We start from the raw sequence: 22,755 nt of genomic DNA, 5'->3' as shown, positions 1-22,755 counted from the left end.
GGAAATCACGCACTTTTACGCTGAATTTAGGAAGCCCTACCCATGTTCAAGGTGTTAATCGTTGAAGATGATGAAGTATTTGGAGAAGAGCTTCACGATGTTTTCGTGCATTGGGGCTTTGAGGTACTCACGGTTGGCTCTGTGGGTGACTTCTGGGCAAAGGTCCCTGATTTTCAGCCCCAGTTAATAGTTGTGGACCTAACTTTGCCCGACGGATCTGGCGTCGACATTATCAGGGAGGTCCGCAGTAAAAGTGACATTGGAATTATCGTGATGTCGGGTCGCAGTGCTGAGGTCGAGCGGGTTGTTTGTATTGAGACCGGGGCCGATGATTATGTTGTTAAGCCCTTTAGCTCGCGAGAAATGGTCGCGCGTATTCGACAGTTGATGTACCGAACGGGTGGTGTTGCCTACGGCGAAGCAGCAGAAGCTGGCGTATCTGAGCAGGGACGCTTTAAATTTGACGGTTATGTTTTCGATGTAAATGCAATGGCGCTTACGGGGCCAGATGGGCATGATATCTCGTTGACAACCTTAGAGTTCTCGGTATTAAAGACGCTGGTTTCAAATGCCCGGCAAGTGTTGTCTCGTGAGTTTTTAATAGAGTCTGCCCACGCAGCTAATTGGGCCGGGTCTGATCGAAATATTGATAATTTAGTCAGCCGTATTCGAAAAAAGGTGACGGCTCCCGGCAGCACTCCTCCAGTTCGTACCGTGCGAGGAGTGGGCTATATGTTCGCGCTGGAAGTAGAGGCGCTTTGACATTATCCCGTCGGATATAAGCTCAGTTCGTGTTCAGGGACTGAAGCTGGGCCGTCATCGTAGGCCTTCAATAGCTTAAAAAGCCGTGCCCCATGCCATGTTTCTGGATTCTCTGTCGAAAAAAGCAGTGTGTCGATAGCACGCAGTTCTTGCCCAAGTTCGCCCCCAACTCTTGCGGCAATGCTATTCAAAGTGTTTGGCGATAGGTTGTCGAACTGATTGCGACCCCAGGCAAGTACAGCTAAACGCGCGGCGCTAGGATCATTGGTGCTGCAGGCCTTTCGCATTGACATAAAGTGCTGCACTTTCCGAGCTTGAGCCGCTGTTTGGGCGCTATTGGAGACTGGCGTTGCGCTATGGCGTCCCCTCAAAAGTATGCCCCCTAACAACATCGCTACTAGCCAGCCAGCCACAGCGCCAATTTGCCACATTCGAGTACTGTTGGTTTGATCACCTGGGGGAATGGCTGAAGTGAGTGGGTCACTGCTTGTGTAGTCTGTGACCGCAACCAAGCTAGCAACACTAATTCGTTCCTCGGGCAGTCGAGCAAATGCCAGCGTGTCGGTTTTTGTGTTCCACCAGGGAATGATGCGTTCCGGGAGGGTCCAGTTACCTGCCTCACTGCTGACTAGCGCTTCACTCTGCAGTCGATAACCCTCTAGCCCTTGTGAGATTTCTCGTTGCTCAATAGTTTCTTTGTCAGGATAGAAACGAAGCCCTTTAATGGCGCTGCTTCCCCCGAGGCTGGTGATGGGCGGCAACTGGCTTCCTTGAAGCCCTTCAGCGGTTATTTCAAGTGTTCGTGTCGTTGAATCACCAGTGCTCAGCTTCTCGGGTGCTGTGCTCCAACTGCTGGTAAGTGTCAGCTGTTGCGCAGGTAACCAAACGTCACCGGGGAATGTTGCTGGGACTGGTTTGACACGAATGCTGATAGGGTCAGATTTCATTGCAATGCGACGACCTAGCCTAGCGCCTAACAGCGACCGCCCGGGCAGCAGTTCACGGCCTGAAAATGCGATAGCAGGAACCAGAAGATCACCAGATTTTTGCGGAAATATTGCGTAGCGAAGTTCGGTGACTTGCCAAAGACGTCCACCAGAGCGCCGCTGAAAACTCTTTTGTTCTAGTGGCTCTTGATAGGTGTCAGGAATGTCGACCTCAGAAATTGCGCGGTTATCCAGATTAATCGCTTGTTGGAGGGTGATGGTGAGTATGAATTGAGCTTGCACATAAACTTCATTTTGATCGACGGCAGCGTCAAAGATCACGAGCTCGTCGGCTAGAGCATATTCAGGTTCGGGTGATACTTTTATCGCAGTGGGCGTTGTTCGACGCCCACCCGTGTTGAAGGCAGGAATGGTCAGTATGCCCTCGCGCAGGGGCGATAGTTCGATTTCAAGCGTCCGTGTAATACTTTGCTCGCCACCAATAAGTCGAGCACTAGTTGAGCTAGAGCGCTGAACAATTTCAAAATCCACCTCGAGTTGATCGAGACTAATTTGGTCCGGTCGTTCCCCGGCATCAGCCGTGAGCGTTAGACGTAATGTTTCTCCCATGGCGATATCGGTGCGATCGACTTCTGCTGTAATACGCGCCGAGGCAGGTAACGAGAGCGAGAGCAGTAACAACAAAGCGGCGCAAAAACTCAAGCGCATTGATTTACCAGCGTACATCTTCATCGGGCTCCTCTCCTTGACGCAGTCTTTGAATCGTCTCGTAACGAAATTTTCGCTGTAACAAGCCTCCGGGGTCATCAGGAACCCTTCGAAGCCATTGCTCTAGGGCTTGCTGCTTTTCTAGGCCAGCGTCAAATTTTCCCATTTGCGCTTCAGTTTGGGCATCGAGTCTTGCCTGCATTTCTTCGGATAAGGATGCAGGTTCCTGCGTGCCCTCAGGCTCAGATTGGCCCTCTGAACTGTCAGCCTTGCCGTCTTTAGGGTTCGGGCTGCCAGCATCTTCGTTAGGGTCAGTTTGCTGTGAGGAATCGCTGTCGGAGCTGGCCTGAGAATCGTTACTGTTTTGCTCTTGAGCGCCTTGTTGCGCATCTTGCTGTGACGAACCCTCCTGACCATCTGATGACTCATCACTATCCTGATCTTGCTCGCTATTTTGGTCTTGCTGAGACTGCTGCTCTTGTTGCTCTAGTAGTTTTTCAATGAGCTCGCGATTGCGGAGTGCGTCTTCAGCCTCAGGCATTAGTGCCAGAGATTGATCAAAAGCTTCTAAGGCTTGCTCGAATTTCCCCGCCATGGCCAAGGCATTGCCTTGGTTATACCAATTGTTGGCATCTTTACCTTTTTTGAAGCTGTCTGCAGCGCCCTGCCAGTTTGCGGCGGCATATTGAGCCGTGCCTTTCCAAGCATCGTCATCAAACAGACTGGCAGCGGCTTCTGCATCGCCGCGCTCGAGCGCATTGGCTCCTTTTTGGTCTGGGGTTTGCCAAAGATTGGTTAACAGTTGGGCATTCGCAGATTCGGGGTAAAGCAATGGGATCAGTAAGACGGCCGCTAAAGCGCCTCGTCTGAAAAGCGGCAGTAGGCACAGCGCTAAAAACAGCGCCAGCCAGTTGCTCTGATCGAGCCAAGTATCTGTTTCACGATCAAGAGCGATTTCACCAAGGTCGAGCGTTTTAGAGCGGCTGAGAAGCAGGTCTAGGTCGCGATTGTCGAGTGTGATTTCAGTGAAGCGGCCGTTTAGCTCATCTGCATGATTCGCAAGTGCTGAAGGGTCTAAGCTGGGAATGACAATTTCGCCACTTTCATTGCGAAGGAAGCCTCCGTCAGGCCTTGGGATGGGAGCGCCAGAGCGTGTTCCCACGCCCAAAATAGCCAGCTCCGCTCTAGCAGCCCTAAGCTGATCTGTCACATCGGCGGCCTGAAACTTTGGCATGCCGTCAGTGATTAATAGAATTTGGCCGTTGGCAACGCCCGCGGTTTGTAAAAGCGCGACCGCAACCTCGAGAGCCTCTGTCACGTCGGAGCCGGGAAGGGGCATGATGTCGGGCCCCAACGCGCCTAATAGGTTTTCTATAGTCCGACGGTCGTCGGTAAGCGGGGCCACCACGTGGGCATCTCCCGCATAGACGACAAGTCCTGTTACACCCTCGTCACGACTGACGAGCAAGTCGAGAATTTTTTGTTTGGCACGTTGAACACGACTCGGCTGGATGTCGGCGGCATTCATCGACGCGCTGAGATCAAGCACGATAACCAGGGCATCAGCACGCTGAAAAACGGGTATTTCAATTTTCTGGAGGCTGGGGCCCGCAATTGTGATGGTCGCCATGACCAGCCAGCAGACTGTCCACCAATGGCCTATTCTTTTGGTCGTGTTTGTAGTGCTGGATATCAGGTGAGGTAAGAGATGGGGGTCGATAACTTTGGCCCAACTTGCTGCTGATTGAATCGAACGCCAAAGCATAAAAAACGCGGGAGGTATCGCAAGCAAAAGCCAAAATGCCTGTGGCCGCAAAACATTGATTCCATCTTCAATCATGTTGCTGTTCCTTGGTGTTGGAACGGAAACTCAGTTGCGGCCAGGTTCGAAGAGCGATTAACAGTAAGGCCAACCAGAATGCGACGGAGGTAGGCACCCAGGTCATGGATTCGATGGGTCTGAATGTTGATTTTTCTTGTTCTACGGGCTCTAGCTCATCGAGCACTTGATAAATGCCTTGTAGCTCTTGCGGTGTTCTTGCACGGAAATATCGTCCGCCGGTAGCCTGGGCGATGGCTGTAAGCAACGCCTCGTCAACTTCACCCGAGGTATTGCTTGTGGTGCCCAAACGTCTGCTGATTCCAATGGTATAAATTCTGACATTCATCTCTGACGCCAGAGCAGCGGCTTCCATAGGGTCAACGGTACTCGCCGTATCCTGCCCATCCGTAAGCAGTATCAGAACGCGTGAATCTGCAGGGCGCTCACGCAAGCGCTTAACAGCCAACCCGAGGGCATCTCCGATGGCAGTATCTTCCCCGGCGAAACCGAGCTGCGCCTCTTCAATAAATTTCTCAACGGTTTTGATATCAAAAGTCAGGGGGGCTTGAACATACGCTCGAGTGCCAAACAGGATGAGTCCAACCCGATCTCCGGTCCTTCGGCTGGTGAAATCAGCCGCAATGGCTTTGACGGCAGTAATGCGTGAGACCAGACTATTGCCGACCTGCATATCTTCGATTTGCATACTGCCCGATAAATCAATGGCCAGTAGTAAGTCCCGCCCTGAATTCGCCAGCTCAATAGGCTCGCCTACCCACTGAGGGCGAGTGGCCGCAGTCACCAAGCTTAGCCACATCAAAATGAGTGCAATAAGTTTGAGTGGACTGCTTTGAAGGCCTAGTGACGCGGTTCCCGCTAGCTGCCGCCAGCGACTTGCGAAGGGCGCTTCTAGCGCTGCCTCTTCGTAACGGTTGCTGGCATGCAGCAAGCGCATGATGAGGGGCAGAGGAGCCAGCAGTAGCAACCAAGGGTAAGCCAGTTCAATCATGACGTTTCCCGATTTCACGAGCATCGTGACAGCGAATCCATTCAACAGCACCCTGTAACAGTTCGTCAGTCGCAGGTTCACCCGGCGTTCGATAAACCGCCTCCAGAGAGCTCATCCAGCTATCACCCGCTTTTGGCGCACTCTCACACAGCAAATGTAGCCACTCGGAGCCGTGCATTGCTGCCACTTTTTGGTCAGGCCAAGTGCGAAGTGCCGTTGCTTTTAGCAGTCGGTTCACTTGCTCAAGAGAAGGCTTGCCAAGTTCCCGTAGCACTGTGACTTGCGCCAAAGCCAGTCTGCGGTAGCGATTTTTACGCCACCGTAACAGCAAGGCTCTGCACAGAAGTCCAATGAGCAAGCTGGTGATGATTAGGGCCAGCCACCAACCCGGAGCAAGTGGCCACCAGCCGACTGAGGGTGGTTCTCGTAAGGGGGCCAACTGTTCAAGTAGGGACGCCGTATCCATCATCGTCTAATGGGTTGGAAAGTAACGTTGGAGCACGGTCAGTGGAAGCTGATCGGTGCTCATTGGAATTAGTGGTATCCGCAGCCCCTGATAGGCCTCGCGCAGGTTTTGCGCGTGTTCGTCAAACTCAGCGCTGAATCGCGCCATCAGTTTTCGATTTCCGGTATCTAAAGCGCTGCGCCCTGAGGCATCACTAACCACATAGCGACCTGCCTGAGGTAAATTGCGTTCTAGCGGGTCGCTGATCATGACCCCGGTAATTTGTACGTGTTGCACGAGCCGACGAAGGGTTTGCAGAACCTCCGGATTTAAACCGTCATGAAAGTCGCTAATGAGAAATAGGGCGGAGCCCGGTCGTGCTATCCGCTGTATCTGTCTAAGTTGCTCTGCGAGGGAAAGAGGCTCAGCCTCAGTCGTATTTTTGTCGCAGCGCACCATCTCTCGAATAATCGCCAATACTGTGTGTCGTGACCTGGCCGGCCTAATGTCCTCCGCTCTATCGCCCGATACCACCATACCGCCCACGCGTTCGCCACGGTCGAGGGCTGACCATAAAAGTAAGCTGGCAGCGTGTGCGGCTAGGACCGATTTAAAGCAATTGCGTGAACCGAACCGCATCGTGCGACGAAGATCGAGTGAGACCAGAACAGGGCGTTCGCGCTCCTCATGAAATAATTTTGTGTGGGGTTCACCAGACCGTGCTGTCACGCGCCAGTCAATAGCTCGCACATCGTCACCCGCTGTGTACTGACGCACCTCATCAAATTCTACGCCTCGACCTCTACGGTAAGAGCGTTTCGCTCCCGCGAGATTTGCGAGGGCTCGACTCGCTTTGGTGACATCCAGAAATCGAGCAGAGAAGCGCGCGGCAATGAGTGCGCTGCTGTCGATATCTGCGCCACGCGGGAGTTGTTGTTGCTGAAGTTTCACGATCAGCCGACAGCTACTGTCTCAAGAAGCCGATTAATCACTTGAGTGCGCGTTACACCTGCAGCTTCGGCCTCAAAAGAAAGGATCAGCCGGTGCTTTAAGCAGTCGGTGACCACGGCCTGAACATCATCGGGGCTAACGTAGTCCCGACCGTGTAAATAAGCGTTGGCTCGGGCGCAGCGGTCGAGGGCTATCGTCGCTCGGGGGCTAGCGCCGAACTCCAGCCAGTCGGAGAGTTCGTTGTTGTAGGCGCTGGGTTCTCTGGTGGCTATAACGAGCTGCACAATATAAGCCTCGACGGCTTCTGCCATGTGCACGGATAAAACGGATTGTCGAGCCTTGAATATAGCATCTTGCGAAAGGGGCTGAGGTGCTTCAGGAATGGTTCCGCTAGCTTCATTTCTTGCCAGCTTGAGGATTCGAGTTTCGGCATCGGCATCTGGGTAGGACACATTTACCTGCATTAAAAAACGATCGAGCTGGGCTTCGGGTAGAGGGTAGGTACCCTCTTGCTCGATAGGGTTTTGAGTGGCCATGACCAAAAACATCTCGGGAAGGGCGTAGGTGCGCGTACCCACGCTGACTTGACGCTCTGCCATTGCCTCCAAGAGTGCGGATTGAACCTTGGCAGGGGCGCGGTTGATCTCATCCGCCAGTATTAAATTATTGAAGATCGGACCCTGTTGAAATTCGAATGTCCCCTGCTGTGGCCGAAAAATATCAGTCCCGGTGATATCACCAGGAAGTAAGTCGGGGGTAAATTGAATGCGATGGAAGCCGCCTTCGATTCCCTCTGACATTTGCTTTATCGCGCGGGTTTTGGCCAAGCCCGGTGCACCCTCCACGAGTAGGTGCCCATCTGCTAGAAGTGCTATCAATAATTTGTGGATGAGATCATGCTGACCAATAATTTGGCCAGACAACCAATGCTCAAGTTGTTGTAGGGGTGTCGAAGTCACGGAAATCGCTCTGTCTTAGGGATGCCAAGGATATGGCTCCTGCTATGACAAAAACAAGTGTCGTGAGTTCATCACAATGGGTTCAAAAGCGATGAAATAACCGTTTTTGCACCCAACTCGGCGTGCTGCACCAGAGTTGGGTGGTGCTTAGTTGGGATTCAGGTCAGAAGCCGGACAATTTATGACAAGCAGTGATGTTGGTGAGCCCTTCCCATTGATCTATTCGGCCTTCGCGCCAACCTTGCAGCCAGCTTAGTTTGTGGGGTCCAGTACCATGGGGGCAGGTTTCCCGTGAACGCCCGGAGAGGCCTATTTGGTACCCACGTTCGAAAGCGCGTTTCAGCATGTCTCGTTTGGATCTTCGCATCGTTTGATCTCCTACTAATTATTGGCAACAACTATTAGCCGCAACGGCTAATGTCCATCAAGTGCAAAAGAAGGGAAAGGGAGCAAAGTGGCGTGCAAACCTACAAGGCTTGGGTGTGCCTCAATCGGGCATACTCTTAGGATGCTTCGGTCAGACTGCAGTGGTGGGCAGCTGACAGGCTGGTCTGTCAATGTATAACGATAAGTCTGCACATGTGAAATAAAAACAGAAGCGGGAATCCCTGTCGATAGTTGATTGGTTCTAACCATGTTCTGCAAGGATCTAAAGCTTGCTATGAGCTAAGAATCATTCTCCTTATGTCTGGATAACCTGCTGTAAAACCGAGGCAAAAAATGCTTTTGGTACAAATATTGGCGCCGAAAACTTGTTCCACCCTGTTTGGAAGGGACGCGCGTTTGGGCTCACACGGTTGTGGTTTTCGGCGATTCGTCAGGCGTCGGTCGCTGTGCACGTGTTGTTGGTCCTGTTAGAACAGGCTGGGTTTTTTAGGGGTTGCTACTAGCGCAAAACTTTTGGTGATCCAGATTAAAAATAGGGTCGTACTAAACGCATTGGAACGGCCACAGGGTTGGTCCCAGTATGTCTTGCGATAGTTTTAGGCCATCTTCCCCCAGATGGTTTTTTCTCCCCGGCCCACGCGGCCGGGGTTTTTTTTACCTACTTGCCCTAGGATGCTGCGCCTTGTTGTCGGGGTGTGGATCGGCTGCATTGCAGGATCACGCCATCAAGTCCCCGGAAATGCGACCGGAAACATTTTTTACGGGTTTTCTGACTGCACACGGTGTAGTGAGAGACCGTCGTGGCGCAGCGATACGTCAGTTTAATGCGGACATCAGTGCCTGCTGGAATGATGGTGTAGGCACCCTAGATGAAGACTTTGTCTTCGACGATGGCGAGGTCCAGAAGCGTGTGTGGACGCTATCGCCAAGCACCAATCAAAGGTTTATCGCGACGGCGGGCGATGTTGTTGGTGAAGGCGAAGGCCGTTGGAATGGCAGCGCCTTTGTCTTGGACTATACCTTGCGTATCCAGCTCGAAGATGGAGCGGTCGATGTCCGAGTAGACGACCGCATGTATCGCGTTAGCGATGATGTGGTCGTTAATCAGTCGAAAATGAGCAAGTTTGGGGTTGGTGTAGGTGAGATTTTACTCACCATAATTCGCCATCCTGATGTAGAGGTTGAATGCGCCCCCAAATAACAACGCAAGCTTTGGGCTTTGCTGGTCTCACCCCCTTTTACCTGTTTCTACTTGGCATAGCTTTTCTGCAGGATTACCCCAGAGCGCTCTCAATTCAGGGCTTTGTGGTTTATTCACTTGCGATCTTAAGTTTCCTGTCGGGTGCACTCTGGGGTAACACACGCCAGTTGCCAGATGGTGAGCAGAATTTTCATCTAGTCGTGAGCAATGGCATTGTTATTTTTGCCGTTGCAAGCGTATTAACCGCGCAAGTGGTGCTTGCTGTATTGCTACTTACACTCGGATATCTTGCCTTGCTTTGGTACGAAAGGCGTACACAGACGACGCGAAACTGGTATTCGGCTATGCGTGCGCAGTTGACCCTTGCGGTAGTCTTCGCTCATTTGCTGTACGTCGGATTGAATGTAGCTATGCTGGACTAACTACGCTGGACTAACCACGTTGCGCTCGAGGCGTCACCCTGCAGATTGAGACAATAAAACGGAGAAAGAAGTGACCGAAAATAACAATCAATGGGTTTTGCACCATTATGAAGCGTCTCCTTATGCTGAAAAAATCCGTCTGATGTTTGGACATACCGGGTTGTCGTGGCATTCGGTGATATCTCCCGCTATGCCCCCTCGTCCCAACCTCGACCCTCTGACTGGCGGATATCGGCGGATCCCGGTCGCTCAGAAGGGCGCGGACTTGTTTTGTGACACGGCGCTTATCGCCCTTGAGATTGCCGGAGAAACTGATCGAGCGGCACTGCGCCCGGCGTCAGTGAGCGATGATTGCAAAGAATTGGTGGCTCGCGCACAGGGTGATGTGTTCTTTTCAGTCATTACCAGCGAGCCCCCTACAAAAGTGCTTGCGTCGCTGCTGCGAAAATTTGGAATTCGCCAGACCTATCGATTTTTTAAAGACCGCTCGGGCATGATGAAAGGCGCAACGATTCGACCGCCCTCAGGAGAGCAAGCCCGCTCGGTGATAACAACGTTTTTCGCGGATTTAAATGCCGCTCTTGCCGACCGTTTATTCCTCGATGGGGAGCGTCCGGGTTACGCCGACTTTGCGGCGATCCACCCGGTGAAATTTAAGCTGGATTTTATCGAGATGAGTTTGCCCAAAGACCTTGTTCATTTGAATCGGTGGTATGAGTCTATGCTTGAGCCGGGCCACGGCGAGCGATTGGAACTTGATCCCTCGGACGCCTTTGCAATGGCGGCGCAGTCGCAGCCCCGGCCTCTGCCACCGTCTGATAGCCATGAGTACCTGAATCAGATGGTGAGCGTGGCGCCCACCGACTACGGGCAGGTTCCCGTATTAGGACAGCTGGTGGCGACCACCGGTGAGCGCTATGTTGTGGCGCGGCAAACAGATGATTTCGGTGTTTTGCACGTGCATTTTCCACGGGTGGGCTATGTTGTAAAACCCGCTGCCGCAGATTAATACACTGATCATGTGGGAGATAGTATGACGCCAAGGTATGCTTTAGTGACTGGGGCTTCGGCAGGCTTGGGAGCTGAGTTCGCGAAACAGTTGGCACAAAAAGGCCTCAATTTGCTGCTTGTTGCGCGTCGTGGAGACCGTTTGCAGGCGCTTGCAGCTTCTCTTAGTCAGGACTTCGGTGTGACGGTGAAAACATTGGTGGCCGACCTTTCTGAGCCCAATGCGCCGTTGCTAATCGAGAAATATTGTCATGACAACAACCTTCAGATTGACTGGCTAATTAATAACGCGGGTGTAGCCGGGCCTGACTTATTGAAGGATCGTGATTGGCCAGAGCAGCAGGCTTTCTTTCAACTAATGATGCTATCGGTTGTTGAGTTGTGTCATCGCTTCGTACCCGGCATGGCCGCCAGAAAGTTCGGTCGAGTGGTTAACGTGGCGTCTGTAGCGGGACGAATTCCCCGGTCGGGTGGGTGTAACTATGGACCAAGCAAAGCCTATTTAGTGGCGGTGTCCGAGGAGCTAAACCTTACCGTGGCAGGGCAGGGTGTCCATGTCTCAGCTTTGTGTCCCGGCTTCACACACACTGACTTTCATGAAACCGCGGGTTTGAACGATATGAAGGCAGGTATGCCAAGATGGCTTTGGTACGGCGCTGACACCGTCGTCAGTGACGCCATCCGTGGCGCAGATGTTGGCAAACCTGTGGTGGTGTCGGGGCGCTTGTACCGGTGGTTAGACCCACTCTTTCAATCAGTATGGACTCGCCGGTTTTTTCGAATCAAGGCGCGTCCGCAGTAACGCTATATACTGGCCGCGGTCCCCTGGCGAAAACTTTTCATCCACTGTGTGGGTGAACAGAGATTAACCGCGCGAAAAGAACGGCGGAAATTGGCGGCATTTTCATAGCCTAATTCTGCGGCTACGGCCTCCACGCTCGCACCATCAAGCAACATATTTTTCGCACAATCGTGAACGGCTCTCAACTTCAGTTCACGAAACGTTGTCTGTTCTTCCATGAGACGCCGGCTTAAGGTTCGCGGAGATAAATGCAGTGATTCCGCAAGGTCGTTGATGTCTGGCAGGGGTGGGCGTTGAGACTGCATCACGCTACGAAGGTGACGCGTGAAAGGCTGGTCTCCGGGAGAGCTGGCTAGTTGTAACTGCTCGCTAAGGTGACGCCTAGAGAGTTGCCAAACTTCGGGGTTGCTAAAGGGGGAGCGGGTGTTCAGCCAATGGGTTGGGAATTCTAGGCCTGTAAAACGGCAGTCGTAGCTCAGTTTGCCCAAGAGAGGGATTGCCATGGGTGCCTCTCGCTTGAGGGCAGGATAGGCAATTTTAAATGTTATGGTCCCCTCGGCTGACCCTACTAAGTCCCTAAGGTAGTCTTGAAGGAGTGCAAAGACCGTCTCAGCATGTATCAGTAACGAGTCGCCCAAGTCTCGATCGGTCTCTAGCGTGATTCGCGTAACCCTTTGTCCTGCTAGCAGCTCAAAATGCAGGTAATCGGCCTCCAGAGTTGAGTAACTTGACATGGCTTGCAGTCCGGCCCCGAGGGTCGGTGCCGACATCATTGCAACGCCCATCATTCCCAGTGTTGCCAGTCCATTTCTGCTGGTAACCAGTGATCCTAATTGTTTGTCACCCAGCATCTCTTGAGCATTGGCAAGTAACTTCAGAAAATCACTGGGCTCCAACTTGGCCAATTGCCAGAGTGCCTCTGAATTAATAGCACAGCCCCTGAAGAGCGCAGCGTCGTCATGACCACGGATTTTAAGTTCGCGGTGTAGCAGCCTCGCATAATGTGCACTTATCATGTTTGCGGCCTTTTTAGGCGTATAATGACACCCTAATGGCGAAAGAGGAATGGGTCAATCGAAAGTGCCTCAAGTAGCATTTCACCACCATGATCGAGTGTTGCACATGACAAATCGAGAAAAAGTCCAGTTGATGAAGCGCTCGGCGAACGGTTACTGCGATACGCTGGCGTGGCCAACGATACTGCTGGTAGCTGTTGTGTTCCTTTCGTATTTTTTAACCCCTGTAGCGGTGGTAGCTGGGCTATTACCGGTGTCGGTGGGTGTACTCTTAATGGCATTCTTTACCTACGCAGCTTATACCGGGCTGCATGAGGCGGTGCATGGCGCTGTCTGTGGTGGTCAACAGAAACACCGATGGGTTAATGAATGGGTAGGTTATCTTGCGGCCATCCCGTCAGGGATTCCATTGTGCGCTCATCGCCACGAGCATTTTTCACACCATAACCACACCAACAAGGTAGGTGAGGATCCTGATCTGATTTGTGCAGACATGACAACTAACCCCTGGCGACTTGTCGCATCGCCGATGTTGCTAACCGCACAACAATTTCAACTCTTTTTGCGAGAGCGGTGGCCTAGTGCCCACAAGGAGCTTCGAAGAACTTTCATACTTGAAACCTCTGCCATACTTCTCAGCCGCGTTTTGTTACTGATTGCGTTGTTTGGCCCTGTGGCGGCGAGTGCCGGTATTTCAACCTTCTCTGTGAGTGTGGACGTTTTATTCACGCTTGTTGTCGGGCCACTGATTGGGCAGGTGGTTTTGGTTTATCTGTTTGCTTACGTCGTGCACAGGCCACATACCGTCGCAGGCAAATTTGTTGACACGTCCATTTTTGAACTGCCTCGAGCATTACGTAGCGCGGGTACCTGGCTTTGGGGTTTTCAGAACTACCACGGCATTCACCACGCTTTTCCCAGAGTGCCTTGGTATCGATATCGTGCAGTGTTTGAAGCGCATCGGGACGAGTTATTTGAACAAGGTATGCCCACCTATCAACTTTCTGGCTTAAAATGGCGCCGAGTTAATTAATATTTAAAGCCACAGGCTAGGAGACAGAGCATGCCCGTTATCACCTTCATTGAATTCGACGGCACCAAACATCAGATAGACAGCGAATCAGGCCTCACCGTTATGGAGATGGCCATGAAGCACGACATCCCGGGTATTGATGCTGATTGTGGAGGTTCGGCTGTTTGCGGCACCTGCCACTGTTTTGTAGAGGTATCGAGCGAGCTGCCAGCGGTGGAGCCTCAAGAAGAGTCCATGCTGGGGTTACGCCCAGATCGCGAATCAAATTCCCGCTTGAGTTGCCAGCTTCAAGTCAGCGAACAAGGTGGCGACATGACCATAAGACTCCCAGAATTTCAGATGTAGTCTTGAGCCTCTGACGAGGCCACATTAGCCGCTAAACGAAATGTTGAAATGGAATAGGACGCACCCATGAATCAGGCAGTGACCCAAAAAGACGGATTGCCCGACCCGCTGAGTACGCCTTTAGAGCAGCTCGATGTGGCTGATCCTAGACGATTTGAGTTTGATACCTGGCAACCTCTGTTTGAGCGACTACGGAACGAAGCCCCGGTTCATTATCAGGCGGAAGGCCCCGCGGGCCCTGCGCCGCACGGTGATTTCTGGTCGGTAACGCGTTTCGAGGACATCGTCGAGGTGGAGAAAAACTGGGAGGCGTTTTCGTCAGAGCCATCTATTGCCATTCTTGATCCTGAGCCCGACATGTCGGTGCAGATGTTTATTGCGACCGACCCGCCGCTCCATGATGAGCAAAGACGAGCCGTTCAGGGAGTCGTAGCGCCACGGAATTTACAAGAATTTGAGGCAATAATTCGCCAGCGTACCCAAGAGACCCTTGAGGGATTGCCCGTTGGCGAAACCTTTAATTGGGTGGATCGTGTTTCAATCGATTTGACCACCAAAATGCTAGCGACGCTTTTTGATTTTCCTCAGGAACAACGCCACTTGCTAACGCACTGGTCAGATGCCGCCACATCTGACGCGCGGATTACAGCGGGCCGAGGCCTAAGTATCGATGAGCGACGCACAATTATGCTTGAAATGCTGCAGTCGTTTACGCAACTCTGGCATGAGCACAAGGCAAATGATCGAGAGTCTTTTGACCTGATTCGAATGTTGCAGCGTGATCCTAAAACGCAAAACATGGTTGATGAGCCGTTGTCTTATTTAGGCAATTTGATGCTGTTAATAGTGGGTGGCAATGACACTACGCGAAACTCAATGACCGGGGGGGTGCTGTATTTGCACCAAAACCCTTCTGAGATGGCAAAACTTAAGGCAAATCCTGCGCTGATTCCATCCATGGTATCAGAGATTATTCGTTACCAAACGCCACTACCGCACATGCGCCGAACAGCCACGCGGGATGTTGAAATTAATGGCACGGTCATTCCTAAAGGCGGGCGCGTTGTTCTGTGGTATGTCTCTGGTAACCGCGACAGCGACATGATACCGAACGCAGACGAGTTCATTATTGACCGGCCTAATGTGCGGAATCATTTATCGTTTGGTATGGGGATCCATCGATGTATGGGTAATCGGTTGGCTGAGATGCAGCTACGTATCGTTTGGGAGGAGATCTTAGAGCGCTTTGAGCGTGTCGAAGTCGTAGGTTCCCCGGTGAGAACCTGCAACTCTTTCGTTCGTGGATATCACGACTTACCAGTTAAATTGCACCCGAAAATTTAGGTCGCCGACAAGCCCTCGCCGCTGGCCAGAGTTGGCCAGCAATGTCGCTTGCGGCTACAAGGGCTGTCCGCTGGTTTCTTCTAAAGCTGACAGTGACCAAAGCGTGAGCACCGCCGCCAGCAAGATGTAGAGCGAGACAAAGGTAATTCCCAGCTCCTTCCACAGCAAGACCGCGAGCGTGGGCGCCAAGGCTCCGCCAACGATGGCACCAATCTGATAGCCCAACGACGCTCCCGAGTAGCGAACTTCTGTACTAAATAGCTCTGTGAAGTATGCGGCCTGAGGGCCGTATTGCATGCCCAAGAAAGCAAGACCCAGTGTAAGGCCTAACGTGATCAGCGGTAGGGAGCCAGTGTCGATAAGTGGGAAGAGGGCGAAGCCCCAAAGCCCGGTGAGAATGGCTCCCCAGCGATAAATTTTTTTTCTACCCATCCGGTCAGACAGCCCTGAGAAATAGAACTGGGTTGGAACCATGACTGCAGAGCCGATTAGAACGGCGGTGAGCATGGCCTCCCGGGAAAGGTTCACCGTGGGGGAGTTGAGTCCATAGGCAACGGTAAACGCGATCAAAATATAGAAGGTGACTTGTACCGACAAAAACGCTCCGGCGGCGAGCATGATTGTTCGGGGATATTTTTTGAATGCTTCGACAACTGGCGATCTAGCGACCACCTGAGTATCGTCAGGCATGCCCTGTGCAGCCTTCAGCGTTTTAAAGGCCTCGGTGTCCTCCAGGCGCAGCTGGACAAAAAGCGATACACCGATTAGCAGAATACTGGCGAGAAAGGGTAGCCGCCAGCCCCAGTTCATAAAGGCTTCATCACTCATGTTCATGCTGACGCCGATAAAGGCCAAGTTTGCCAAAATGACGCCAACCGGTGCACCTGCTTGCGCATAGGCGCCATACCAGCCCCGTTTATTGGCCGGAGCACTCTCGGTCACTAAGAGCATGGCACCCCCCCACTGACCGCCAATGGCGAGGCCTTGGATAAAGCGTAAAAGGACCAGCACCAAGGGTGCGGCAATGCCAATCGTTGCGTACGTGGGGAGCAAGCCGATCAGAGTTGTGGCGGCCCCCATCATCATTAAAGCAACGACTAAGGTACGCTTTCGGCCTACACGATCGCCAAAGTGGCCGAAAATCACGCCGCCTACGGGCCTGGCAATAAAGCCCACCGCAAATGTGCTGAAAGAAATGATCAGCAGCACCATGGGAGGGAGGTCTTGAGGGAAAAACGCCTTGGGAAAGACGATCGCGGCGGCTGTGCCATAGATGAAAAAGTCGTACCACTCAATACTTGTGCCGGCCAGCGACGTGAGTGCGACCTTGCGCATATTACCCTTGTCGTCATGCTCTGACGCCATGTCGTCTTCCTCTGCAGTGTAAAAGAACCGTGCCTTACGTTCCCACTATCAGCCGTAGATGTCGAGCTACCAGTCTTGTGTCCACGCAACGGCGTCAATTTGAGGGTTCAGGACGTAAATTTCGCGGGGTGGGAAAACACCTTCATTATTTTTTTGCGCTGCTTTACTTCATCTACCTAGGGCCAGCGACGACGACAAAGACAACTCCAACGCCTTATAGGCGTCTCGAATGACGAGATTCTTAATAGTAATTACCTATCGCATTGCGTTAAATTGGAGGCCTGAAAAGGAGGTCGTATGATCGAATATCACAATCCAGATGCGCCGATAGGTATTGATGAAATACCCTATGAGCTTTCTTTGGCTGTTACATCGAGCTCAAACACTACCATAGGTTTATTGGCCAATGGATTTCCCGATTCTGTAGAGTTTTTGAATGCAGTGGGTGACGCTATTTGTGCGTTGTTTCCAAGCATAACGTTACGGGCATACAACAAAGGTAACGCCACCATTGCTGCTGGTGATCAGTTGTTGCAGGAAATTACCGGGGAGTGTGCGGGGGTTATTGCTGCCTACGGACATTGAGGTTCTTGCACTACCGGCACCGTGCGTGACGGAATTAATATTGCAAACCTCGGTATTCCCTCAGTCGCATTGGTGACCGAAGAGTTTTGGGCGCAGGGTGATTTTGTAGCTCAATCCCTCGGTATGCCCGCAGTGCCGCGCGTCCAGTTGCCACATCCAGTGGCAGGGACAGACACGGGGACTATGCGAAAGATTGCAGAGTTAGTTGCACCCACAATAATTCAGGCGTTGGAGGGTGGTGATGGGTGATTTGCTTTCGGCTGCTGACGAGGCACAAGCGTTAGAGGATCTTCATCAGAGAGGCTGTACCGACGGGCTGCCCGTGGTCATTCCCACGCATGACAGAGTCGCGCGTATGGTGCTGGCTTCAGGACAGGCCGGGGATATGGTGTTGGGCACTATGGGGCCTGGTCATGGCGTGGCAAGTATTGAAAAGGTTGCGGTGGCGGCGGTTATGGCGGGGTGTTTACCCGATTACATGCCGGTCGTGATAGCGGCGGTTAAGGCCGTTATCGACCCGGCCTTTGACCTGACGGAAATGCAGGCAACAACGCACTGTACGGCACCGCTAATGATAGTTAACGGACCTGCGCGTCATAACTGTGGACCTATTGTTTCTGGTACCGGCGCGCTTGGACCCGGTCATCGTGCCAATGCTACGATTGGACGAGCACTGCGATTGACTATGATCAACATCGGTAAAGCTAGGCCCGGCAGTTCGGATATGGCTTTGCTGGGGCATCCGGGCAAGTTTACTTATTGTCTTGCCGAGGACGAGGAGGGCAGCCCTTTTCCTCCACTTCATGTTTCCTTGGGTTTTGATGCACAGGATAGTGTCGTAACTATCGTCGGTGCTGAGGCGCCGCATTCAGTTATTTATGCCGGGGATGGTGATGACCCTCAGGGTTATACTGTCCTACTTGAGTTGTTGGCGTTAGCTTTGGCTAATGCACCTAGCAACAATGCCTCTTTAACCGGTGGATTTGCGACGGTGGTCTTGAATCCTGAGCACAGCGCGATCTTGCACAAGGCGGGCCTTGCTCGAGAGGATATTGCTCGCGAGCTCTATGAGCGTAGCTCCTTGGCAGATGAAACCGTCAAACGACTTATGCCCGTCTTTGGGGGTATACCTGCAAATACAGGAGAGGACCCTACCCGCCGTATGGCCTTTCGAGGGCCGGAGCAAATACTCATTTTGCAGGCAGGCGGGAGTGGGCTCTATTCGATGGTTATGCCCTCTTGGTGCGCTGGAGCTCACAGCAACTCAGCGGTAAGTGTCAAAGTTGAGGCTGATATTTTCTGTGAGATTCCCAGCTTCACAAAGTCTTAACCGATTGCACAGATTGGTGATCTGTTGGGCGACAAAAATTAAACTTATTGGGACATTGCTGCGGTGTGCCGAGAGTCATTGTGTTGCCCGCGCCGCAACGGACTTTTTCTAAGACGTTCTTCTGAACGTTCTTCTGAATAGGGCGATCTGATCGCCGTAGGAGGCTGCCATTGCAGGCGGGTGGTGAAACCTTCCTGTAGTTTTTGAGAATTTCTGGAGATAGGTTGAATGTGTTTAGGAAGTCCCATGACCTACCGTTTATTCTGAGTTGTCCCCGTTGCCTAAGCCTCGACCCTTTTCAGGTGAACAATGATCTGGGCACCGTTGACAGTGTTTTCGGCAAACATTTCCCCTCCCATATCGTGCACAATTCCATAGCTCACTGAAAGTCCCAGCCCGGTGCCAACGCCAACGTCCTTGGTGGTGTAAAAAGGTTCGAAGATACGTTTCAGTGCCTCCTCGGGAATGCCGGTCCCTGTATCAGACACTGCAATTTTAACGGTGTCCTCGTTTAACAATACAACTCCAATCTTTATCTGCTTAAGCGCTTTACCGCTGGTTTTGATGGAGAAGATGGCATTTGATATTAGATTTAGTAAGACTTGCTCGAGTCGAATTTGGTGGCCCCAGGTCATTATCTGGTCGTGGTGCAAGTTTGGGATAAAGTCGATCTGCTCCATTTTGAGCTGCGCTTCTACTAAATCAAACACGTTGGTAATGGCGTTTACAAGATCAAATGCAGAGTTACTCTCTTTGGCTTCTCGGCCAAAAATGCGCATTTGATCTGTAATCACGGCGGCACGAACTACCTGCTGCTTGATTCGGTCAATTTTCTGCAGAATATGTTCGGGCACTTCTGCTCGACCTCTAGCTGCCTGTTGAGAAATATTTTCCGCCGCAATGCTGATGGCATTGAGTGGCTGATTCAATTCATGGGCCATGCCCGCCGCCATCTCACCCAGTGTAATCATCTTCGACGACTGGATTAGATTAGCCTCAGTGCGTTTGCGCTCTGTTATATCTTGTATTGATACGAATACTTCGGAGGGGTTGCTTGAATCATAATGATACTTCTGCAAAACATGGCGAATTTCACCATCGCGACGCACAATTGCGTACTCTATGTCGCCTTCCTCCTCGCTGTGGTAATACTCGACGTAGCGTTGCCGGTCGTCAGGCTCGATTAGCTCCAAATCGGCTTCTAATGTTGCATATTTCTGCAGGAATTCTGACTGTTCGTAACCAAATATTCCCGCCCACTCTTCGGAAACTTCAGAATAGCGGTTGAGGTCGTAGTTCCAAATAGCGTGGCCAACATTGGCGAGATTGGCGCTTAGTTGCAGTAACGCTACGCTATTCGATAGAGCTTTCTGGCCTTTTTGCAAATCTTCCTGATTTTGCTTGGCCTTTGTGAGGTCCTGCATGACTATTAGATATTGAGGGCCAATGCCGTCCTCAGTCGGTAGCAGGCGGGTCTGTTGTTTTAGGTACCGAATTTGTCCGTCAGATAAACGCACCCGGTATTCAACGAATGAGTCTTCGTGGGTTGATTCATGTTCTACTTGGCTCTCATAAGCTAGGTAAGCTGGCCTATCTTCCTCTACAACAAGTTGAGCATACGCCTCTAAGCTTGAAATTTGTTCGAGATAGGCAGCGACTTCCATTCCGTGCATTTTGGCCATAATTTCTGACACATAAATATCCCGGTCGAGCTGATCGTCCCAAATAGCGTGACCCAAACCGGCTAGGAGAGCCGCATTCTCCAGAGACTCCAGTTGCACATTTGTCGTTTTGATTTGGGCTTTTAGTTCGCTCAGCTGCTGCTCTTGCTGTTGAATAATAGCAACAAGCTCCTGCGTAGAACGCTGTGCTTGACGAGGTGAGGACGTTACACCCTCATTGGTTCTATTTCGCTTATCCGTGCCCTGCATTTCATAGCCTCCATGACATTGAAAATGCTTTCAGATCCTAAATAACAAACCCCGAAAAACATTCAAATAAGACGGTTTGTTAGTCCTCTCGACAGTCAGTGCGCCCTGTCAATCCTTTCATATAACACAACAACGAAAACGGCAGGTGGCTTTCAGTAAATGTGGATAAGTGCTGTTTTGACTTTATACTGAGTGTGACGACGAATTGGATCTGGGGGAAGCATCATGCAAATTTGGCGTTTTTTAGGGTCTAGTTCTTTGATCCGTAAAATTCTCTTGGCAGCTGTATTCCTTCTTGGCTATCCGCTACTTGCGCCTGCCGAAAATATGACCCCGGTTCAAGGTGATCTCAAGCCCGTAAATTACATAGCCTATACGGAGTCGTTAGCGAGCTCAGGTCAGCCCTCTGCGCTCGAGTTTGAAGCACTTGCAAGGGCGGGCGTGGAGCGTGTGATTTACCTCGCCTTCTTGGATCACGACACTTCTGTACCTAATGAGGATCGGATTGTGAGAGGCCTGGGAATGCAGTTTGCGCACATTCCAGTGGTGTGGTCTGCTCCGAGTCTTGCCGATTTCGAATTGTTTTCAGCGGTTATGCGACAGTCAGAGGGCGCGAATACCCTAGTTCACTGCCAGGTTAATTGGCGTGCAAGTAGCTTCGTTTTTCTTTATCGCGCGATTTATCAAGGTGTACCCATGAATGATGCTGTTTTGGCACTCAATTCGATTTGGACACCGAGTGAAGAGTGGCGGAAATTTATTGTAGATGTTCTGAAAGCCCACAACCTTGAGCCAAACTGTGAGTTTTGTTCGGCGCTGGAGGGTAATTAAACGCTAGCCTTTTTTACTAACATTCTGTGAAGACCAGCGACAATAGTGCTTTCTCTTATTACAAGCTCGTAAGGTTTAGTGCCGGCTCTGTCGTCAGTTGCCAGTAGGACTGCGAGCTTGTGCTCTTTGGTTGGAGTTGTCTCACGAGGTGGAGATTGAGGAGTACGTCAATGGTAAGCCGACAGGCTGCTGAATTAGGGAATCACTGGAACCGATTGCAATACTACTTTGCTTTGTGGGGCTGTTTTTGGAGTTTCCTACTCCCAAGCGCCGTTCAGGGTCAAGACGATGCAAGTGCGCTGAGCACCGAAGAAATTGCTGTGCTATTTGCTGACGTACTCGACAAGGCTGTAGTAATTGATGCTGTCGGTGTTCAAGCAGAGACCCTTTGGTTTGCCAGCGGTCACTTTGAAACTCGCTGGTGGAGTTCGAACCGTGAGGGTTGGGTAACAGGTCGCTGGATGGCCAGAGACAGTAAACGATGCGTGCTTATTTCCGAACCCTCGCCGGCTTCTGCACCGGGTTGGCGGTGCGGTAAAATTTTGCGGGAGTTTGGCGGTGTTTATCGCTCTTTAAATCCTGATGACTCCACCCACGGTTTACATCAACTCAGCGCTCTGCCAGCCGAACTGAAATCTTCGTTGCCCTGAGGGTATCTCGAGTTGTTTGCGACGAAGCGGGTGAGGGCGTTGTCAGTTAGTTGAGGTGTAACCACCTCACCATCTAAGCTAGTGGCCAGGCCATCTAAGAGAGCCGCTGAATGGCGCTAGTCGTTTTTCGTATTTGAAAATAATAGCTCTTCCGAAAATCAGTGCTGAGTGTGTACCGTTCCCGTCTGCATTTGTTGGCCTTTGTAGAGATTCGCCATCTTTGCTTGTCGCTTTGGACAATACATGGCGGAACACCAGTTGCTCAATTTCTGCGGGTCTTCCTCTCGGGCACAGTTCATGAGGGGCGACAAAGCTCTGAGCTCATGACCGACTTTTTCTAACAGGGGAGGGACCAAGTCATGGCAGTTAATTTCATTGAGCGCCACAACCAGTTTATTTGTGCTTTCAACCATCCGTGCGGCCCATTGCCAAGATCGGGTTGCTTCATTGGTTACTTGGAAATGACAAATTTGTAGGGCACCTCCAAATTCAAGGAAAGCCGGTTCAGCCATGTCAGATCGAAAATATTCCAACCCACACGCTGAATAGCTCTGGTAAGCAATGTCAGCGCTAGCGTATGACTGGCAGAGCTTTTGCACGAGCTTGAGGTTTAAAAATGAAACTTTTAGAGGGCTTTTATCCACGATGTCTCCTTAGAGTCGCCTTTACAATCTCATGCAAATGATAATCATTATCATGTAAGAGTGCAACCTGAAATGCCCGATTTCAAAAAAAGGGCACAGTGGAGCCCGTACAGCTTGTTAACCTCTGGAAAAGTCTGCCACAGGAGGTGATTAGAGCATTACTGCACCATAATTTTGCCGATACAGGTGGCTGAATGTGTCGCTTTTCCGAATATTGTTGGCGCCCTGTTACTCGCTATATGTGGTTTAGCAATGAAT

23 protein-coding genes are annotated in these 22,755 nt (G+C 51.5%); 12 read left to right on the top strand and 11 right to left on the bottom strand.

Annotated elements, in window-relative coordinates; genetic code table 11:
- Positions 1 to 42: 42 nt before the first annotated feature.
- Positions 43 to 762, top strand: coding sequence for a response regulator transcription factor (locus ACMAY6_RS09915; protein WP_435211457.1), 720 nt, complete (start codon positions 43 to 45; stop codon positions 760 to 762).
- 2 nt (positions 763 to 764) lie between these two features.
- Here the strand turns inward: ACMAY6_RS09915 and ACMAY6_RS09910 are convergent, their stop codons facing one another.
- The 7 genes from ACMAY6_RS09910 to rmf all read right to left on the bottom strand — a co-directional run bounded on the left by ACMAY6_RS09910 (position 765) and on the right by rmf (position 7,970).
- Complete coding sequence (locus ACMAY6_RS09910; RefSeq protein WP_435211455.1) at positions 765 to 2,441, bottom strand: BatD family protein; 1,677 nt, start codon at positions 2,439 to 2,441, stop codon at positions 765 to 767.
- Positions 2,422 to 4,257 (bottom strand): VWA domain-containing protein, encoded by a 1,836-nt coding sequence (locus ACMAY6_RS09905; RefSeq protein ID WP_435211453.1) that lies wholly within the window; start codon positions 4,255 to 4,257, stop codon positions 2,422 to 2,424. Before ACMAY6_RS09905 ends, ACMAY6_RS09910 begins: the two co-directional genes overlap by 20 nt.
- On the bottom strand, positions 4,250 to 5,248 hold the full coding sequence (locus ACMAY6_RS09900; protein ID WP_435211451.1) for a VWA domain-containing protein: 999 nt from the start codon (positions 5,246 to 5,248) through the stop codon (positions 4,250 to 4,252). Before ACMAY6_RS09900 ends, ACMAY6_RS09905 begins: the two co-directional genes overlap by 8 nt.
- Entirely contained in the window at positions 5,241 to 5,714 is a 474-nt protein-coding gene (locus tag ACMAY6_RS09895; RefSeq protein WP_435211449.1) for a DUF4381 domain-containing protein, read from the bottom strand. The genes ACMAY6_RS09900 and ACMAY6_RS09895 overlap by 8 nt, the downstream gene beginning before the upstream one ends.
- 6 nt (positions 5,715 to 5,720) lie before the next feature.
- The gene (locus tag ACMAY6_RS09890) at positions 5,721 to 6,644 is read right to left on the bottom strand and encodes a DUF58 domain-containing protein (protein WP_435211447.1); all 924 of its coding nucleotides are present in this window, start codon (positions 6,642 to 6,644) and stop codon (positions 5,721 to 5,723) included.
- A 2-nt stretch (positions 6,645 to 6,646) separates the two neighbouring features.
- A complete protein-coding gene (locus ACMAY6_RS09885; RefSeq protein ID WP_435211445.1) occupies positions 6,647 to 7,603 on the bottom strand; it encodes an AAA family ATPase in 957 nt (318 codons plus the stop codon).
- Between the two features lie 163 nt (positions 7,604 to 7,766).
- Positions 7,767 to 7,970 (bottom strand): ribosome modulation factor, encoded by a 204-nt coding sequence (gene rmf / locus ACMAY6_RS09880; protein ID WP_007235233.1) that lies wholly within the window; start codon positions 7,968 to 7,970, stop codon positions 7,767 to 7,769.
- Positions 7,971 to 8,672: 702 nt separating this feature from the next.
- On the opposite strand from rmf, the gene ACMAY6_RS09875 reads away from it, so the two are divergent.
- From ACMAY6_RS09875 to ACMAY6_RS09860, 4 genes are all read left to right on the top strand, one after another.
- Entirely contained in the window at positions 8,673 to 9,191 is a 519-nt protein-coding gene (locus ACMAY6_RS09875; RefSeq protein ID WP_435211442.1) for a DUF3833 domain-containing protein, read from the top strand.
- On the top strand, positions 9,176 to 9,613 hold the full coding sequence (locus ACMAY6_RS09870; RefSeq protein ID WP_435211440.1) for a DUF3429 domain-containing protein: 438 nt from the start codon (positions 9,176 to 9,178) through the stop codon (positions 9,611 to 9,613). Before ACMAY6_RS09875 ends, ACMAY6_RS09870 begins: the two co-directional genes overlap by 16 nt.
- A 70-nt stretch (positions 9,614 to 9,683) precedes the next feature.
- Entirely contained in the window at positions 9,684 to 10,622 is a 939-nt protein-coding gene (locus ACMAY6_RS09865) for a glutathione S-transferase family protein (RefSeq protein WP_435211438.1), read from the top strand.
- A 24-nt stretch (positions 10,623 to 10,646) separates the two neighbouring features.
- Positions 10,647 to 11,423, top strand: a complete 777-nt coding sequence (locus tag ACMAY6_RS09860; protein WP_435211436.1) for an SDR family NAD(P)-dependent oxidoreductase — start codon at positions 10,647 to 10,649, stop codon at positions 11,421 to 11,423.
- Between the two features lie 2 nt (positions 11,424 to 11,425).
- On the opposite strand, the gene ACMAY6_RS09855 is transcribed toward ACMAY6_RS09860, so the two are convergent.
- On the bottom strand, positions 11,426 to 12,439 hold the full coding sequence (locus ACMAY6_RS09855) for an AraC family transcriptional regulator ligand-binding domain-containing protein (protein WP_435211434.1): 1,014 nt from the start codon (positions 12,437 to 12,439) through the stop codon (positions 11,426 to 11,428).
- Between the two features lie 106 nt (positions 12,440 to 12,545).
- On the opposite strand from ACMAY6_RS09855, the gene ACMAY6_RS09850 reads away from it, so the two are divergent.
- The 3 genes from ACMAY6_RS09850 to ACMAY6_RS09840 all read left to right on the top strand — a co-directional run bounded on the left by ACMAY6_RS09850 (position 12,546) and on the right by ACMAY6_RS09840 (position 15,161).
- Positions 12,546 to 13,472, top strand: a complete 927-nt coding sequence (locus ACMAY6_RS09850; RefSeq protein WP_435211432.1) for a fatty acid desaturase family protein — start codon at positions 12,546 to 12,548, stop codon at positions 13,470 to 13,472.
- 30 nt (positions 13,473 to 13,502) lie between these two features.
- Positions 13,503 to 13,817 (top strand): 2Fe-2S iron-sulfur cluster-binding protein, encoded by a 315-nt coding sequence (locus tag ACMAY6_RS09845; RefSeq protein WP_435211430.1) that lies wholly within the window; start codon positions 13,503 to 13,505, stop codon positions 13,815 to 13,817.
- Between the two features lie 66 nt (positions 13,818 to 13,883).
- Positions 13,884 to 15,161 (top strand): cytochrome P450, encoded by a 1,278-nt coding sequence (locus ACMAY6_RS09840; RefSeq protein ID WP_435211428.1) that lies wholly within the window; start codon positions 13,884 to 13,886, stop codon positions 15,159 to 15,161.
- A 54-nt stretch (positions 15,162 to 15,215) separates the two neighbouring features.
- Here ACMAY6_RS09840 and ACMAY6_RS09835 read toward each other — a convergent pair whose 3' ends face one another.
- The gene (locus ACMAY6_RS09835; RefSeq protein WP_435211426.1) at positions 15,216 to 16,526 is read right to left on the bottom strand and encodes an MFS transporter; all 1,311 of its coding nucleotides are present in this window, start codon (positions 16,524 to 16,526) and stop codon (positions 15,216 to 15,218) included.
- 297 nt (positions 16,527 to 16,823) lie between these two features.
- Here ACMAY6_RS09835 and ACMAY6_RS09830 point away from each other — a divergent pair, with 297 nt between their 5' ends.
- The gene (locus ACMAY6_RS09830; RefSeq protein WP_435211424.1) at positions 16,824 to 17,360 is read left to right on the top strand and encodes a UGSC family (seleno)protein; all 537 of its coding nucleotides are present in this window, start codon (positions 16,824 to 16,826) and stop codon (positions 17,358 to 17,360) included.
- The gene (locus ACMAY6_RS09825; RefSeq protein ID WP_435211423.1) at positions 17,353 to 18,441 is read left to right on the top strand and encodes a hypothetical protein; all 1,089 of its coding nucleotides are present in this window, start codon (positions 17,353 to 17,355) and stop codon (positions 18,439 to 18,441) included. Before ACMAY6_RS09830 ends, ACMAY6_RS09825 begins: the two co-directional genes overlap by 8 nt.
- A 281-nt stretch (positions 18,442 to 18,722) precedes the next feature.
- Here the strand turns inward: ACMAY6_RS09825 and ACMAY6_RS09820 are convergent, their stop codons facing one another.
- The gene (locus ACMAY6_RS09820) at positions 18,723 to 20,372 is read right to left on the bottom strand and encodes a PAS domain-containing sensor histidine kinase (RefSeq protein WP_435211421.1); all 1,650 of its coding nucleotides are present in this window, start codon (positions 20,370 to 20,372) and stop codon (positions 18,723 to 18,725) included.
- 225 nt (positions 20,373 to 20,597) lie between these two features.
- Between ACMAY6_RS09820 and ACMAY6_RS09815 the strand changes: the two genes are divergently transcribed.
- The gene (locus ACMAY6_RS09815) at positions 20,598 to 21,203 is read left to right on the top strand and encodes a protein tyrosine phosphatase family protein (protein ID WP_435211419.1); all 606 of its coding nucleotides are present in this window, start codon (positions 20,598 to 20,600) and stop codon (positions 21,201 to 21,203) included.
- Between the two features lie 170 nt (positions 21,204 to 21,373).
- Positions 21,374 to 21,853 (top strand): hypothetical protein, encoded by a 480-nt coding sequence (locus ACMAY6_RS09810; protein WP_435211418.1) that lies wholly within the window; start codon positions 21,374 to 21,376, stop codon positions 21,851 to 21,853.
- Positions 21,854 to 22,011: 158 nt separating this feature from the next.
- On the opposite strand, the gene ACMAY6_RS09805 is transcribed toward ACMAY6_RS09810, so the two are convergent.
- A complete protein-coding gene (locus ACMAY6_RS09805; RefSeq protein ID WP_435211416.1) occupies positions 22,012 to 22,497 on the bottom strand; it encodes a hypothetical protein in 486 nt (161 codons plus the stop codon).
- Positions 22,498 to 22,755 lie beyond the last annotated feature (258 nt).

Source organism: Luminiphilus sp. nBUS_16, from assembly GCF_051201645.1.
GTDB lineage: Bacteria > Pseudomonadota > Gammaproteobacteria > Pseudomonadales > Halieaceae > Luminiphilus.
This window is presented reverse-complemented; position numbering and strand designations above follow the sequence as displayed.

Bases quoted from the DNA above. Each gene is read 5' to 3' on its own strand.
- ACMAY6_RS09915 (WP_435211457.1), top strand. From the start codon at position 43: ATGTTCAAGGTGTTAATCGTTGAAGATGATGAAGTATTTGGAGAAGAG.
- ACMAY6_RS09910 (WP_435211455.1), bottom strand. From the start codon at position 2,441: ATGAAGATGTACGCTGGTAAATCAATGCGCTTGAGTTTTTGCGCCGCT.
- ACMAY6_RS09905 (WP_435211453.1), bottom strand. From the start codon at position 4,257: ATGATTGAAGATGGAATCAATGTTTTGCGGCCACAGGCATTTTGGCTT.
- ACMAY6_RS09900 (WP_435211451.1), bottom strand. From the start codon at position 5,248: ATGATTGAACTGGCTTACCCTTGGTTGCTACTGCTGGCTCCTCTGCCC.
- ACMAY6_RS09895 (WP_435211449.1), bottom strand. From the start codon at position 5,714: ATGGATACGGCGTCCCTACTTGAACAGTTGGCCCCCTTACGAGAACCA.
- rmf (WP_007235233.1), bottom strand. From the start codon at position 7,970: ATGCGAAGATCCAAACGAGACATGCTGAAACGCGCTTTCGAACGTGGG.
- ACMAY6_RS09870 (WP_435211440.1), top strand. From the start codon at position 9,176: ATGCGCCCCCAAATAACAACGCAAGCTTTGGGCTTTGCTGGTCTCACC.
- ACMAY6_RS09860 (WP_435211436.1), top strand. From the start codon at position 10,647: ATGACGCCAAGGTATGCTTTAGTGACTGGGGCTTCGGCAGGCTTGGGA.
- ACMAY6_RS09855 (WP_435211434.1), bottom strand. From the start codon at position 12,439: ATGATAAGTGCACATTATGCGAGGCTGCTACACCGCGAACTTAAAATC.
- ACMAY6_RS09850 (WP_435211432.1), top strand. From the start codon at position 12,546: ATGACAAATCGAGAAAAAGTCCAGTTGATGAAGCGCTCGGCGAACGGT.
- ACMAY6_RS09845 (WP_435211430.1), top strand. From the start codon at position 13,503: ATGCCCGTTATCACCTTCATTGAATTCGACGGCACCAAACATCAGATA.
- ACMAY6_RS09840 (WP_435211428.1), top strand. From the start codon at position 13,884: ATGAATCAGGCAGTGACCCAAAAAGACGGATTGCCCGACCCGCTGAGT.
- ACMAY6_RS09835 (WP_435211426.1), bottom strand. From the start codon at position 16,526: ATGGCGTCAGAGCATGACGACAAGGGTAATATGCGCAAGGTCGCACTC.
- ACMAY6_RS09825 (WP_435211423.1), top strand. From the start codon at position 17,353: ATGGGTGATTTGCTTTCGGCTGCTGACGAGGCACAAGCGTTAGAGGAT.
- ACMAY6_RS09820 (WP_435211421.1), bottom strand. From the start codon at position 20,372: ATGCAGGGCACGGATAAGCGAAATAGAACCAATGAGGGTGTAACGTCC.
- ACMAY6_RS09815 (WP_435211419.1), top strand. From the start codon at position 20,598: ATGCAAATTTGGCGTTTTTTAGGGTCTAGTTCTTTGATCCGTAAAATT.
- ACMAY6_RS09810 (WP_435211418.1), top strand. From the start codon at position 21,374: ATGGTAAGCCGACAGGCTGCTGAATTAGGGAATCACTGGAACCGATTG.